15 protein-coding genes are annotated in these 13,986 nt (G+C 70.8%); 7 read left to right on the top strand and 8 right to left on the bottom strand.

The genetic code is table 11. From position 1 onward, the window contains the following. Both ACZ3I4_RS11260 and ACZ3I4_RS11255 read right to left on the bottom strand, forming a co-directional pair. On the bottom strand, positions 1-696 hold the full coding sequence (locus ACZ3I4_RS11260) for a histidine phosphatase family protein (RefSeq protein WP_465381755.1): 696 nt from the start codon (positions 694-696) through the stop codon (positions 1-3). Between the two features lie 18 nt (positions 697-714). Further along, complete coding sequence (locus tag ACZ3I4_RS11255; RefSeq protein ID WP_465381754.1) at positions 715-1,683, bottom strand: GlxA family transcriptional regulator; 969 nt, start codon at positions 1,681-1,683, stop codon at positions 715-717. Between the two features lie 70 nt (positions 1,684-1,753). On the opposite strand from ACZ3I4_RS11255, the gene ACZ3I4_RS11250 reads away from it, so the two are divergent. Further along, positions 1,754-2,488 carry an MBL fold metallo-hydrolase gene (locus tag ACZ3I4_RS11250; protein WP_465381753.1) on the top strand — a complete coding sequence of 245 codons (735 nt, stop codon included), beginning with the start codon at positions 1,754-1,756 and terminating at the stop codon, positions 2,486-2,488. A 445-nt stretch (positions 2,489-2,933) separates the two neighbouring features. Continuing rightward, positions 2,934-3,536: a LysE family transporter gene (locus tag ACZ3I4_RS11245; protein WP_465381752.1), complete on the top strand. Its 603-nt coding sequence runs from the start codon at positions 2,934-2,936 to the stop codon at positions 3,534-3,536. A gap of 74 nt (positions 3,537-3,610) precedes the next feature. Here ACZ3I4_RS11245 and ACZ3I4_RS11240 read toward each other — a convergent pair whose 3' ends face one another. Together ACZ3I4_RS11240 and ACZ3I4_RS11235 are read right to left on the bottom strand one after the other, a co-directional pair. After that, positions 3,611-4,504, bottom strand: coding sequence for a Vgb family protein (locus ACZ3I4_RS11240; RefSeq protein ID WP_465381751.1), 894 nt, complete (start codon positions 4,502-4,504; stop codon positions 3,611-3,613). Positions 4,505-4,557: 53 nt separating this feature from the next. Next, entirely contained in the window at positions 4,558-5,226 is a 669-nt protein-coding gene (locus ACZ3I4_RS11235) for a DNA alkylation repair protein (RefSeq protein WP_465381750.1), read from the bottom strand. A 32-nt stretch (positions 5,227-5,258) separates the two neighbouring features. Here ACZ3I4_RS11235 and ACZ3I4_RS11230 point away from each other — a divergent pair, with 32 nt between their 5' ends. Further along, positions 5,259-5,894 (top strand): acVLRF1 family peptidyl-tRNA hydrolase, encoded by a 636-nt coding sequence (locus ACZ3I4_RS11230; RefSeq protein ID WP_465381749.1) that lies wholly within the window; start codon positions 5,259-5,261, stop codon positions 5,892-5,894. On the opposite strand, the gene ypfJ is transcribed toward ACZ3I4_RS11230, so the two are convergent. Next, the gene (gene ypfJ / locus ACZ3I4_RS11225; protein WP_465381748.1) at positions 5,891-6,790 is read right to left on the bottom strand and encodes a KPN_02809 family neutral zinc metallopeptidase; all 900 of its coding nucleotides are present in this window, start codon (positions 6,788-6,790) and stop codon (positions 5,891-5,893) included. The two genes, ACZ3I4_RS11230 and ypfJ, sit on opposite strands and share 4 nt — an antisense overlap. A 217-nt stretch (positions 6,791-7,007) precedes the next feature. On the opposite strand from ypfJ, the gene ACZ3I4_RS11220 reads away from it, so the two are divergent. From ACZ3I4_RS11220 to ACZ3I4_RS11205, 4 genes are all read left to right on the top strand, one after another. Continuing rightward, the gene (locus ACZ3I4_RS11220; RefSeq protein WP_465381747.1) at positions 7,008-8,612 is read left to right on the top strand and encodes an ABC-F family ATP-binding cassette domain-containing protein; all 1,605 of its coding nucleotides are present in this window, start codon (positions 7,008-7,010) and stop codon (positions 8,610-8,612) included. A gap of 458 nt (positions 8,613-9,070) precedes the next feature. Further along, positions 9,071-9,298 (top strand): helix-turn-helix domain-containing protein, encoded by a 228-nt coding sequence (locus ACZ3I4_RS11215; protein WP_133872162.1) that lies wholly within the window; start codon positions 9,071-9,073, stop codon positions 9,296-9,298. Beyond that, a complete protein-coding gene (locus ACZ3I4_RS11210) occupies positions 9,295-10,080 on the top strand; it encodes an enoyl-CoA hydratase/isomerase family protein (protein WP_465381746.1) in 786 nt (261 codons plus the stop codon). The genes ACZ3I4_RS11215 and ACZ3I4_RS11210 overlap by 4 nt, the downstream gene beginning before the upstream one ends. Before the next feature lie 80 nt (positions 10,081-10,160). Further along, a complete protein-coding gene (locus tag ACZ3I4_RS11205) occupies positions 10,161-12,092 on the top strand; it encodes an ABC transporter ATP-binding protein (protein ID WP_465381745.1) in 1,932 nt (643 codons plus the stop codon). Positions 12,093-12,120: 28 nt separating this feature from the next. Here the strand turns inward: ACZ3I4_RS11205 and ACZ3I4_RS11200 are convergent, their stop codons facing one another. From ACZ3I4_RS11200 to ACZ3I4_RS11190, 3 genes are read right to left on the bottom strand one after another with little or no spacing between them, the layout of a single operon-like run. Then, positions 12,121-12,678, bottom strand: coding sequence for a TIGR03086 family metal-binding protein (locus tag ACZ3I4_RS11200; RefSeq protein ID WP_465381744.1), 558 nt, complete (start codon positions 12,676-12,678; stop codon positions 12,121-12,123). Continuing rightward, on the bottom strand, positions 12,675-13,226 hold the full coding sequence (mug, locus tag ACZ3I4_RS11195; protein ID WP_465381743.1) for a G/U mismatch-specific DNA glycosylase: 552 nt from the start codon (positions 13,224-13,226) through the stop codon (positions 12,675-12,677). The genes ACZ3I4_RS11200 and mug overlap by 4 nt, the downstream gene beginning before the upstream one ends. After that, entirely contained in the window at positions 13,223-13,984 is a 762-nt protein-coding gene (locus ACZ3I4_RS11190) for an SDR family oxidoreductase (protein ID WP_465381742.1), read from the bottom strand. The genes mug and ACZ3I4_RS11190 overlap by 4 nt, the downstream gene beginning before the upstream one ends. Positions 13,985-13,986: the final 2 nt, after the last annotated feature.

Here is a 13,986-nt window from a genome sequence, read left to right as displayed (position 1 = left end):
CTACTCGGTCGGCAGGTGGTCGACCGAGTTGTAATAGACGAGCTCCAGGCGGCCGTCCACCTCGGCGAAGCGGCTCAGGGAGGCGTTCCGGACGCTGCCCGCCTCGCGTTCGGCCGCCAGCACCTGATCCCAGGTCAGGCCCTCGATGACGGCCCGCATCATGAGGACCACCGCGTCGTGGGCGACCACGATGACGCGTTCGCCGGCGTGATCGCGATGCAGGTCTTCCAGGAACGAGCCCAGCCGCACTTCGATGTCGGCGAACGACTCGCCGCCCGGCGGGGTGTATCGGTATTCGCCGGCGTCGGTGCGGCGCTGGGCCTCGCCGGGGAAGCGCTGCGTGATCGCGGCCCGGGTCAGCATCTCGAGGTCGCCGAGCAGACGGTCGACGAGGCGGTCGTCGGTGGACGGCGTGGGAAGGTCGACCCCCGAGGCCTCGGCGGCCAGCCGCCAGGTCTCGCGCGCCCGCAGATAGGGCGAGGTGATCACGACCTGGGGACGCTCGTTCTCGGGCCGCGTCCCGATCCATTCGCCGAGCGCCCGGGCCTGCTTCTCGCCGGTCTCGGTCAGTGGCACCTCGGCGTCGCGACCGCTGACCTCCGCCTCGAGGAGGCCGCCCGCGTCGGCGGCCGGGAAAGCGACGTTGGCCAGGCTCTGCCCGTGCCGGACGAGAACGAGTTCGGCAACCACACCCATGGTCGGAACGATATCCCGTCAGGCGGCCTTGAAACTCGCCCGATACGTCTGCGGTGGCACCCCGACCAGACGGCGGAAGTGCGGGCGCAGGGCCACGCCGTCGCTGAAGCCGCAGGCCCGGGCCACCGTGTCGATCGGCAGGGCGGTCGTCGCCAGGATGTGCTGCGCCCGCAGCACCCGCTGGTGCAGCAGCCATTGCAGCGGCGAGCAGCCAGCCGTGTCACGAAAACGCCGGTCGAAGCTGCGCCGGCTCAGGCTCGCCACCGCGGCCAGCCGGTCGACGTCGAGGCCGGGGTCGTCGAGGTGCTCCAGCGCGTGCCGCATCGCGGCCGTCACCGTGTCGCCCGCGTCGAGTGGTGGCACCGGCTGCTCGACGAACTGGGTCTGACCGCCGGGCCGTTGCGGGGCCACGACCAGGGCGCGGGCGGTGGCGTTGGCGACCGCCGGCCCGTGGTCGCGGCGCAGCAGATGCAGGCAGGCGTCGAGCCCGGCGGCGCTGCCGGCGCTGGTGACGATGCGGCCCTCGTCGACGAAAAGCGCGTCGTGCTGCACGTCGACGGCCGGGAAGCCGTCGGCGAACTCGCGCAGCTTTGCCCAATGCGTGGTGGCGCGACGGCCGTTCAGCAGCCCGGCCTCGGCCAGCACGAACGCCCCCAGGCAGAGCCCGACCACGGTGGCGCCGTCGTTGTGAGCGCGGCGCACGGAGTCGAGCACCTCGGGCGCGGCCGGGGGTCCGCCGGGCAGGCGCCAGCCCGGGATGACCACGACGCCCGCCTCGTCGAGCGCCTCCAGCGTGTGCGGCGCGTGCAGGGCGATGCCGGCCGAGGTGGCGAGCGGGCCGGGGCGTTCACCCGCCGTGCGTACGTCGAAACGGGGTCCGCCTCGCGCCGAGTGATCGATTTCGAACACCCGGGGCGCGACGGCCACCTCCAGGATCGGTGCGCCGTCGCCGACGATGATGCCTACGGTGGTCGCCCGGCGAGTCATGGCTGGAACCTATCGCACGATGGCTTTCGCGCCACTCCCCGCCGGGCGTCGCGAGGCCGAGACTGCGTACATGACGCTGGATTTCCGCAGTTTCGGCGGCCCCACGGTGGCGTTCTCGCTGGCCGGCCGCACCTTCCTGACCGACCCGACGTTCGACGAGCCGGGCCGCTACCCGATCGGCGACCGAGCCTTGACCAAGACCAGAGCCGCTTCCGGTACGCCGGACCCGGTCGACGTCGTCCTGTTGTCGCACGACGAGCACCCGGACAACCTCGATCATGCCGGGCGAGCCTTCACCCTGGCCGCGCCGCTCGTGCTGACCACCACCGCGGGCGCCGAACGGCTCGGCGGCCCGGCGCGCGGGTTGCGGCCGTGGGAAAGCGCCGAGGTGGGCGGGGTCCTCGTCACGGCGGTGCCGGCCCAGCACGGCCCGCCCGCCGTCGAGCACCTGACCGGGCCGGTCATCGGGTTCGTGCTCACCGGGGAAGGCCTGCCCACCGTGTATGTGAGCGGGGACAACGCCTCGCTCGACGTGGTGCGCGAGATCGCGGGCCGGTTCCCGTCGATCGACGTGGCCGTGCTCTTCGGAGGGGCGGCGCGGACGGCTCTGATCGGCGACGCGAACCTGACGCTGTCCGCGGCGGACATGGTCTCGGCGGCGCGGATCCTGGGAGCCTCCACCGTGGTGCCGGCCCACGTCGACAGCTGGGACCACTTCACCGAGAGCCTGGACGACGTACGCGCCGCGTTCGACGAGGCCGGGCTGACCGACCGGCTGCTGGTGCCCGAGCCGGCCGCCGGTTGACCCGAGACCGCGGGCCGCTGTGTCGCCCGTTGGTTCCTGAGCCGGTCGCCGGTGAGCCGAGCCCCGAGCCGCTTGGCGCTGCGGGCGCCGCTGTGTCGCCAGTGGTGTCGCGGTCGGGGACGGGTGAGTCGGCCGCTGGTTGAGCCGAGATCCGGACCGCTCGTCGCTGCGGGCGCCGGTGTGTCGCCGTAGGTTCCTGAGCCGGTCGCCGGGTGAGCCGCGGCCCGGCTCGATGCGGCGGGCGCCGCTTTGTCGCCCGCGGCTTGGTGGGGTGCCGCGGTATCGCCGCTGCCGGTAATTGGCTCGCGGCCGGCCCGGCAGGGCGGCACGATGAGCGCGTGACCACGTCGTTGACGCATCCCGCTGTCTCTGTCGCTGCGGCCGATCGGGCCCCGCGACAGCAGAAGCGTGCCCTCACCGGAACGGCGGTCCGTCAGCAGCGGTCATGAGCGCGGCGTTTCTGGCCGGCGTCACTGCCGGCTATGGAGTCGCGCTGCCCATGGGGGCCATCGGGGTGCTCATCGCCGGGCTCAGCGCCCGCACCTCGCTCCGGGTGGGCGCGGCGGCGGGCCTGGGCGCGGCGACCGCGGACGGGGTGTTCGCGGCGATCGCCGTGGCCGGGGGAGCCGCCGTCGCGGGCGTGATCGCCCCGATCACCACACCGTTGCGCTGGGTGGCCGCCGTCGTGCTGCTCGCCATTGCCGCGCTTACCGCGCGGGCCGCTTTCCGCAGTCCCCGGGCCGCCGCCGTCGACCAGAGACCGGCCACACCGGGACGGGCCTATCTGGGTGTGCTCGGCCTGACGATGCTCAACCCGGCCACCGTCGTCTACTTCGCCGCGCTGGTGCTGGGCCGGGGCGGCGAGGGCGGGGGCGTGCTGTTCGTGCTCGGCGTGCTGCTGGCCTCGGCGAGCTGGCAGCTGGTGATCGCGGGCGGGGGATCGCTGGTGGGCCGCTGGCTGACGGGTCCGCGGGGTCGTCTGTGGACGGCCCTGGTGTCGAGCGCGGTGATCGCCTACCTGGCACTGCGGCTGCTGCTGCCGTCCTGACTTTCCTGGCGCTGAAATGTTGGGCCCGGCTGGCCTTAAACACAACGTCCGATACGGGATACACCGCGGGCACGTCACGCCATGGGAGCCGGAGGGGGCGGGTTGTCCACAGGGACGTGCTGGGCGATCGAACCGGTCTCGAGCGCTGTCCACACAGTGCCGTCCGCGGTGACTGCCAGACCGTGTGGTTCCGAGGACGACCCGGGAAGGTCGTATTCCGTCACGTGGCCGTCGGCGGTGATGTGGGCTAGGCGGTTTGCGGCCCACTCGGTGAGCCAGCAGCCGCCGGTCGGAGCGGCGGTGATCGCGTGGGGGCGGGAGGTTCGGTCGGGGAGGGGGAACTCGGTGATCTCGCCGCCGGTGGTGATGCGGCCCACCTGGCCGGCGCCGATCTCGACGAACCACAGGGCGTCGTCGGTGCCGCGGGTGATGCCGACGGGGGCGGCGGCCGGGGTGGGGAGCTCGTACAGGGTCACGTCGCCGGTGAGGGTGATGCGGCCGATGGCGTTGGCCTGGTTGAGGGTGAACCACAGGGCGTCGTCGGGGCCGGCGACGATCATCGAGGCGAAGGCGCCCGTGGTGGGCAGCGGGAACTCGGTCACCGCGCCGTCGGTGGTGATCCGGCCGATCGTGTCGGTGTTCATCTCGGTGAACCACAGGGCGCCGTCGGGAGCGGCGGCGATGCCGAACGGGCCGCCACGGACGGTGAACGAATCGTGTTTGCCGTCTGTGGTGAGGCGGCCGATGCGGTCGTCACGGCGGGTGAACCAGAGCGCGCCGTCGCCGCCCACGGTGATGATCGACGGGCCGCTCGCGGGATTGTCGAGCGGGAAGTCGCCGACCGTGCCGTCGGGGGTCAGCCGGGCAATGCGTCCGGCGTGCACCAACGTTGTCCACAGGGCGCCGTCGGGGCCGGCGACGATGCCGTACGGGCCGGCCGCGGCGTCGGAGATCGGGAACTCGCGCATTCAGGGCACGTTACCCGGGGCCGTGCGAGCCGGCATGCGGGAAAGGGGAGTGGCTAGAGGTGCTTTGTTGCTTCCCGGATGGACAGGCCGGACAGCCGGGAACGGTGCGACTCCACGAAGGAACTGACCTCGTGCGGGGCGGTGCGGGCGTATTGGCGCAGGGCCCAGCCGATGGCCTTGCGGACGAAGAAATCGCGATGGCCGGCCTGGGCCGAGCAATAGGCGAACAGGCGTTCCTCGTCGGTGTCGGCGCCGTAGTGCAGCTGGTGCAGGATGGCCACCCGGAGCAGCCACATGTTGTCGTCGCGCGACCATTCGTCCATCACCGGGACCAGCGAGCGGTGCCGTTTCACCAGGCCGCCGGTGAAGCGGGTGGCCAGCGGGTCGATCGTGTCCCACCAGGATTTCGTGGTGACCAGCTCGCGCACGACCGCGAGGAAGTCGGGGCCGGGGACGTCGACGTGGCGGATCAGATAGGAACAGGCGACGTACTGGTATTCGCGCTGGGGGCGGGCCCACAGTTCCAGCGCGTTCGTGCGCAATTTCTCCGGCGTGGGGCGGGGCAGGCCGGACTGGGCCGCCCGGGCCAGCTTTTGCACCACGGGAGCGGGCAGGCCGAGAAACGGGAACTGATTTTTCATGTACGCCGCCATGGCCGCCGCGCGCTCCGGGTCGGCGGCCGGCAGCAGATGTTCGTCGAGCCGGTCCAGCAGGTCGTTCATGGCCCGCATCCTGCCACCGTAGTGTGACAGGAATGGGCGAACGGGCAGCCGCGGGCGGCGGGAAATGGGTGGATGTCGCGCCGGAGCGGCTACCGCGATGGCTGGAGAACTTCGAGCGCCGGCACGGGGCGTACCGGGAAACGGGCTTGACCCTGATCGCCGAAGACGGTGCGACGGCGACCTGCCTGACGCCGCCGGGGGCGAAGGAAGCGGAAAGCATCGCCGAGCTTGTGGAAATCGCGCAGCAACCCCGCCGGATCGGGCTTCTGCTCGCGCGCAAGGGGGCGGTCGCGGCGGGCATTGCCGAGGGCGCCGAACTGGTCAGTTCCAAGGTGGACAGGCATTACGTGCAGGGGCGGACGGCGGCGGGTGGCTGGTCGCAGCAGCGCTTCGCGCGTCGCCGCGACAATCAGGCCAAAGCGGCCGCTGCCGATGGCGCCGGCATTGTGGGGCGCATTCTTCTTCCCTCCGTACGCGACCTGGCCGCGCTGGTGACGGGCGGCGATCGCGCCGCGGTGGAGGCGATTCTGTCGGCCCCGCCGCTGGCCCCGCTGGCCGCCATTCGCGCCGAACGGTTCCTGGACGTGCCCGAGCCCCGGCACGCGGTTCTGGTATCCGCGACGGCCGGGGCCCGGGCAGTATCCGTATTGGTGAAAGAACCCGCCTAGAACGACGCGGCGCAGCTCTTCGGCGAGCCCGACTCGTACCCGGTGCTGAACGCCTGCTGCCGCTGCGCCGCCGTGCCGTGGGTGAACTCCTCCGGGTTGACCGGGTTGCCGCTGCGCTTCTGCAGAACGTCGTCGCCGATCTGGCCGGCCGTCTGGATGCCCTGATCGATGTCCTGCTGGGTCAGGCTCTTGAAGATCTGCTGCCCGTCCTTGTCGGTGGTGGTGCTGGCCGCCTTGGCCCACGCGCCGGCATAGCAGTCGGCCTGCAGCTCGAGCTTGACCGACAGCGCGTTCTGCTCCGCCTCGGAGGCGCCCTGCTGGGCCTGGCGCATCTTGGCCTCGGTGCCGGTGATGTCCTGGATGTGGTGGCCGTACTCGTGGGCCAGCACGTACGGCTGGGCGAACTCGCCCGGCGCGCCCAGCTGCTTGGACAGCACCTGGTAGAAGGTCAGGTCGATGTACACGTTGTTGTCGCCGGGGCAGTAGAACGGCCCGACGCCCGAGTCGGCCGAGCCGCAGGCCGTGCTGACCCGCTGCGAAAAGATGATCGTCTTGGCCGGCTGGTACTCGGTGTTGAAGTTCTGCGGCGTGGCCGTCCGCCAGTACGCCTGGATCGAGTTGATGTAGAGCACGTTGCGGCACTCGAGCAGGTCGAGGGCGCCCTCCCGCTTGCAGGACTCAGTGATCTTGGTGTTGTCGCCGGTCTCGGCGCCGCCACCGCCGATCTGGTTGATGCCGAAGTAGCCGCCGACCAGCGCCACCACGATCGTGATGATGATGCCGACGAGGCCACCGCCGCCGATCGGCAGCCCACCCAGGCCGCCGCCACCGCCGCCGGAGCCACGTCGATCCTCGACCTGGCTGGTATCGATGTCGGCGTTCTCGTTGAGTTCCATCTCATCCTCACTGGGCCATGCGGCGAAGGGTGTGCGCTGCGTACCCGATGATCTTGATCGTTAATCGAGTGGGAGGTAACGGGATGCGCCCGGTAGTATGGACGGGTGCTGCTCTGCGAAGACTGACCTGTCCCGCGCCGACCGTCTCCGATCGTGATGGCCGGCGTTTTCGTGTGCCCGGAGTCAGCCTTTTTCACTCGAGAGCGAGCTTTCACTCATGATCACCGCCACCGGACTCGAACTGCGCGCGGGCGCCCGCATCCTGCTGTCCCCGGTCACCCTGCGGGTGCAGCCGGGCGACCGGATCGGCCTGGTCGGCCGTAACGGCGCGGGCAAGACCACGACGCTCAAGGTCCTGGCCGGCGAGGGCCAGCCCTACACGGGCGTCGTCGAGCGCACCAGTGAGGTCGGCTACCTGCCACAGGACCCGCGCACCGGCGACCTGAACGTGACCGGCCGCGACCGGGTGCTCAGCGCCCGCGGCCTCGACGCGATCATCTCGGAGATGCAGAAACTCGAGATCGAGCTCGAGGAGAGCGCCGACGACAAGCTGATCCGGCGCTACGGCAACCTGGAGGACCGGTTCGCCGCCCTGGGCGGGTACGCCGCCGAGGCCGAGGCCGCCCGCATCTGCTCCAACCTGGGTCTGCCCGACCGCGCGCTGGCCCAGACCATCGGCACCCTGTCCGGCGGTCAGCGCCGGCGCATCGAGCTGGCCCGCATCCTGTTCGCCGACTCCGGGCAGAACGGCAAGGGCATCTTGCTGCTGGACGAGCCGACCAACCACCTCGACCAGGACTCGATCGCCTGGCTGCGGGGTTACATGGCCCAGCACAAGGGCGGCCTCGTGGTGATCAGCCACGACGTCGAGCTGCTCGAGGCCGCGGTCAACAAGGTCTGGTATCTCGATGCCAACCGCTCGGTCGTCGACATCTACAACGTGGGCTGGAAGAAGTACCTGGAGTCGCGCGAGACCGACGAGCGCCGCCGCCGCCGCGAACGGGCCAACGCCGAGAAGAAGGCCGGCGCCCTGATGGCCCAGGCCGACAAGATGCGGGCCAAGGCCACCAAGACGGTCGCCGCGCAGAACATGGCCCGCCGGGCCGAGAAGCTGCTCGGTGGCCTGGAAGAGGTGCGGACCTCCGACAAGGTGGCCAAGGTGCGCTTCCCCAACCCGGTGCCCTGCGGCAAGACCCCGCTCACGGCGAGCGGCCTGTCGAAGTCGTACGGGTCGCTGGAGATCTTCACCGATGTCAGCGTGGCGGTCGACCGCGGCTCGCGCGTGGCCATCCTCGGCCTCAACGGCGCCGGCAAGACCACGCTGCTGCGCATGCTCGGCGGCCTGCTCAAGCCCGACACCGGCGAGGTGCGCCCGGGCCACGGGCTGCGGCTGGGGTATTACGCCCAGGAGCACGAGACGCTGGATGTCGACCGCACGATCCTGGAGCACATGCGCAGCGCCGGATCCGAGCAGACCGACACCGAGCTGCGGAAGATCCTGGGCGCGTTCCTCTTCTCGGGTGACGACGTCGACAAGCCGGCCGGTGTGCTCTCCGGCGGCGAGAAGACGCGGCTCGCGCTGGCCACCCTGGTCTGTTCGGGCGCCAACGTGCTGCTGCTGGACGAGCCGACGAACAACCTCGACCCGGTCAGCCGCGAGCAGGTGCTGGACGCCATCGCGAACTACCCGGGCGCGATTGTGCTGGTCACGCACGATGCGGGCGCGGTGCAGGCGCTCAAGCCGGACCGCGCGATCCTGCTGCCGGACGGCGACGAGGACGCGTGGAGCGACGACCTGCTGGAGCTCGTCGAGCTGGCCTAGGCCGCCCTCGCGGTCCGCGACGTGTGCGTGATCCGCGAATCATCACCATCGTTTGTTGTCAACCAGTGCCCACACAGACAGTGCGACGTTCGGGCGTTTGCGGTCAGGCCGGACATCGCTCCGGGCACGCCCGCGAGGGCTCTCGAGGGGCCGCAGCGGACGGTAGGCGATGCATCGACGCTGCGTCATGTCTGGCCCGCGGCTGTCCTCGATCGAGTGTTTCCGCAGGTGATCGATGGTCTTGGGAAAACGGAGCACTGAGTCCCGACTTCGTGTTGAAACGTTGTCGCCCTTACGTCAGTTAACTGTCTGACATTGATGGTCGTGGTCATCGTCAAGTTCCTGACAGTGATAAATGGGCACGTTGGCTAGGCCTGGATACCTAGCGCATGATCGTTGGAGGCGGTCTAATAGGTGAGACCGTATGAACCGCACAGTCTGGGACGTGAGGATTCAAGATGCCAGCCACGGGCACAGCCACCAGCACTGAGAAGGGTCGCCGAATCGTCGGCAGCGAGCGCCAGTCGTTAGCGAAGGATCTGGTCAAGCGATACACCGGCGGGGAGAGCATTCGCGCTCTCGCCGCCTCGACCGGTCGTTCCTACGGCTTTGTGCACCGCGTACTCACCGAGTCCGGCGTGCAGCTCCGCCAGCGTGGTGGCGCGCGTCGCCGCAAGAAGGCGTGACGTCCGGCGACGCCGCACCCGGCTTCCCCGCCGACGAGTCGGGCGTTCGCTACGACCTGGACGGGCCGGTGGCAACGGTGACGTTGTCCCGGCCCGAGGTGCTCAATGCGCAGACGCCGGCGATGTGGGCCGAACTCTCGAACATTTCCCGGAAATTACCGGGAGACGTTCGAGTAGTCATTGTCCGGGGCGCGGGACGTTCTTTTTCCGCCGGCCTGGATCTGTCGGCCGCGCGAGGTGAAGGCGATTCTTCACTTGCGAAGCTCGCACAGTTGTCACCGGCGGAGTGCGCCGATCGGATTGCCGGCTTCCAGTCGGCGTTCACCTGGCTGCGCGATCCCTCCATCGTGACGATCGCGGCCGTACAGGGGCACGCGATCGGCGCCGGTTTTCAACTCGCGCTCAACTGCGACATGCGCGTTCTCGCCGATGACGCGCGGTTCTCGATGGCCGAGGTGACCCTCGGACTGGTGCCCGACCTGGGCGGGACCAAACGGCTCACCGAGCTCGTCGGGGCGTCGCGGGCCCTGGAGATCTGCTTGACCGGCCGGCGCATCCCCGCCGACGAAGCCGTGCAGATCGGCCTGGCCACGGCCGTGGTGCCGGTGGCCGACCTGACCGCCGCGGTGGACGACCTCGCCAAGGCGATCCTGCAGGCCGACCGGGGCGCGGTGGCCGAGATCAAGGCGCTGCTGGCCGGGGCCGGTCAGCGGTCGTACGCCGAGCAGGACCGCGCCGAGCGCGAGGCGCAGACCCGTCGCCTGCGCGATTTGACGGAATAGTCTCCTCACCACCCGGAGTTGTCATACCCGGCGGGCAGACTCTGTTTGCCCGCACCACATGACGCCCGGGAGGTGACGAGATGAGCATGGCCGGTTGGAGCATGCTGCGCTCGATCCAGAACTCGGACCGGGTGGCCGAACACCGCCTCCGCCAGGGCACGACCCGGCGGATCCTGCGTTACGCCCGGCCCTACCGCCGGGACATCCTGGTCTTCCTGCTCACGGTGGTGCTCGCGGCCGGCATCGGCGTCGCGACACCTCTGCTCGCCGGTCACGTGGTCAACGCCATCACCGGCGCCGACCCCGACGCGGCCTCGACGGTCATCCGGCTCGCCGTCATGATCGCCGTCCTGGCCGTGGCCGACGCGTTCCTCTCCCTCGCCCAGCGGTGGTATTCGGCCCGCATCGGCGAGGGCATCATCCTCGACCTGCGCACCCGGGTCTACGACCACGTGCAGCGCATGCCCCTGCAGTTCTTCACCCGCACCCAGACCGGCGCCCTGGTCAGCCGGCTCAACAACGACGTCACCGGCGCCCAGCGCGCCTTCACGTCCACACTGTCCGGCGTGGTCAGCAACGTCATCCAGCTGGTGCTCACCGCGGCCGTGATGTTCAGCCTGTCCTGGCAGATCACCACGCTGTCGCTGTTCCTGCTGCCGCTGTTCATCATCCCGGCCCGCCGCGTCGGCAAGCGCCTGGCCGAGATCACCCGGGAGTCGTACAACCTGGACGCCAAGATGAACGCGACGATGACCGAGCGGTTCAACGTCGCGGGCGCCATGCTGGTCAAGCTGTTCGGCAGCCCCGGCGCCGAGGCGTCCCGCTTCGGTGAGCGGGCCTCCCGCGTCCGCGACATCGGCGTGCAGCAGGCGATGTATTCGCGCACGTTCTTCGTGGCCATGCTGCTCGTCGCGTCGCTGGCCCAGGCCCTGACCTACGGGCTGGGCGGCTGGCTCGCGGTCACCGGCGGCGTCACCGCGGGCACCGTCGTCACGCTCGCGCTGCTGCTCACCCGCCTCTACGGCCCGCTCACCGCGCTCAGCAACGTGCGGGTCGACGTGATGAGCGCGCTCGTCTCGTTCGACCGCGTCTTCGAGGTGCTCGACCTCGAGCCGGGCATCGAGGAGCGTCCCGGCGCCGTCACCCTGCCGCCCGGGGCCGGGCGCGTCGAGTTCCACGACGTCGGGTTCCGCTACCCCAGCGCGGACGAGGTCTCGCTGGCCAGCCTGGAGGACGTGGCGACCCTCGACCGGACGGAGAACGCGCCGGTGCTGCGCGGCGTCGACTTCACCGTCGAGCCGGGCCAGATGGTCGCGCTCGTCGGTCCGTCGGGCGCCGGCAAGTCCACCACGTCGATGCTGGTCTCGCGCATTTACGACGTCACTTCGGGTTCCGTACGCATCGACGGGGTCGACGTGCGCGACGCGACACTCGACTCGCTGCGCGACACCATCGGCGTCGTCACCCAGGACGCCCACCTGTTCCACGAGAGCATCGCCGAAAACCTGCGGTACGCCCGGCCCGAAGCGACCGACGACGAGATGTGGGAGGCGCTGCGTGGCGCCCAGGTCGCCGACCTGGTGGCCGCGCTGCCCGACGGTCTCGACACGGTGGTGGGCGAGCGGGGCTACCGGTTCTCGGGCGGCGAGAAACAGCGGCTGGCCATCGCCCGGCTGCTGCTCAAACGACCGTCGATCGTGGTGCTCGACGAGGCCACGGCCCACCTCGACAGCGAGTCCGAGGCCGCGGTGCAGCGCGCCCTGACCACGGCGCTCGAGGGCCGCACGGCGCTGGTGATCGCGCACCGGCTGTCGACGGTCCGCGAGGCCGACCAGATCCTGGTCCTCGACCGGGGCCGCATCGTCGAGCGCGGCCGCCACGAGGAACTGGTGGCGGCCGGTGGGCTCTATGCCGAGCTCTACCGCACCCAGTTCGCGGCCGGGTCACCCGCGGCGGGCTTCGGCGACCAGGTCGAGATCGTGACGGTTCCGGCAGGCCAGATCGAACCGTGATCCGAAGCCGGAGCCGGACGCCGGGAGGTCAGGCGGCGCGGCCGCTGAAGGCCAGCAGCCGCTCGAACTCCCCGGCTCCGGCCGGCGCCTCGACGACCTGCTTGCCGAACGCGCCCATCTGACGGCCGGTCGGGGCCATCTGCTCCATGAAGGGCAGCAGGGCCCGGACCGCGCCGTCGTCCGGCTCGTAGGGCTGGCCGGTGGCCCGGGCCAGATCCCAGCCGTGGATCGTCAGGTCGGCCAGCGCGAGGTTGCCGATCAGGGTCTGCGGCAGGCCCATGCCCGGTGACACGCCCTCGAGAGCCTCCGGGTCGGACCAGGCGGCGATCATGCGCCCGGTCTCCTCGGCGAACCGGTCCCGCCAGCCTTCGGTGATCGAGTCGGGCGTGCTGCTCATGTCCAGCGGCTCCCGCCGCGCGGCACCCTGAAACGCGACGACCACCTGGAAGAGATGGTTGAGCAGGTCACGAACCTGGAACTCGGTGCACGGCGTCGCATCGCCGAGCTGCTCGTCGCGGATGCCCCGCACGACCGGGACGGTCCGCTCGGCCGCTGCCGCCATCAAACCGCTGATCTCGGTAGTCATGGCGACGACCGTAGCGAAGCCTCGCGGAGTTCGGCATAGGACGCGGCCAGAGTGTCCACCGTGTAGTGGGCGTTGAGCCCGCTCGGGTTGGGCAGCACCCAGACCGGCACCCCGCCGACCGTGTCGGTCTGCGGTCCGATCGACGCCTTCGGGCGTCCGAACGCGGCCCGGTAGGCCGTCACGCCGAGCACGGCCAGCCAGCGGGGCTGCCACCGGGCGGCCAGCGCGGCCAGGATCGCGCCGCCCTCGACGAGCTCGGCCGGGCTGAGCTCGTCGGCCCGGGCGGTGGCCCGGGCGACCACGTTGGTGATGCCCAGGCCGAGCGCCGGCAGCTCGGACTGCTCGGACGGGTGCAGCTGCCGCCCGGTGAAGCCGGAACGGTGCAGGGCCGGCCAGAACCGGTTGCCGGGGCGGGCGAAGTGGTGCCCGGTCGCCGCCGAGTACAGGCTCGGGTTGATGCCGGAGAACAGGACCCGCAGGTCCGGGCCGATCAGGTCGGGAATGGTCCGGCCGGCGGCGGCCGCTATCTCGGCCGGGGAGGGCTTCACAGCGTGCGCAAGATGCCGCCGTCGACCGTGACGGTCACGCCGGTGACATAGCTGGCCGCGGGGGACAGCAAAAACGCCGCCACCCGTCCGAACTCGGCCGGCTCACCCAGGCGGCGCATCGGGATGGATTCGGCGGCCGAGGACGCGGCGGCCGACGCGTCGCCCGAGGCCTCGAACATTTCCCGGTTGCGGTCGGTGAGGAACCGGCCGGGCAGCAGGCTCACGATGCGTACACCGCGGGCCGCGTACTCGTCGGCCATGTCCTTGGCCGCCATCGCCAGACCGGGCCGCAGGCCGTTGGACAGACCCAGGCCGGGCAGCGGGGACTTGACCGTCGTGGACAGCACCAGGCCGATCGCGCTGCTTTCGGGCAGCGCGGCGGCGAACACGCGCGCGGCCCGGACGGCACCGAGGAACACCGTTTCGAACGCCGTACGCCACTGGTCGTCGGTCATCGCCGCGGCCGTGCCCAGCGCCGGGCCGCCCACCGAGATCAGCGCGCCGTCGAACCGGCCGAACCGTTCCACCGCCGTATCGGCCAGGATGCGGGCCGCCGCCGGATCGGCCAGGTCGGCCACCACCCCGGCCGCGACAGGAGCGCCGCCCAGCTGGTCGACCGCCGCCGCGACCTTGGCCTCGTCGCGCGACGAGATCACCACCTTGGCCCCGTCGGCGACCAGCGCCTCGGCCGTGGCGAACCCGAGCCCGCGCGAGGCTCCGGTGAGGACGTAGACACGATCGGCCAGCCCGAGATCCATGC

This window comes from Actinoplanes sp. NPDC021490 (assembly GCF_055562135.1).
Note: the sequence above shows the minus strand (reverse complement) of the source record. Positions and strands in the feature narration are given on the sequence as shown.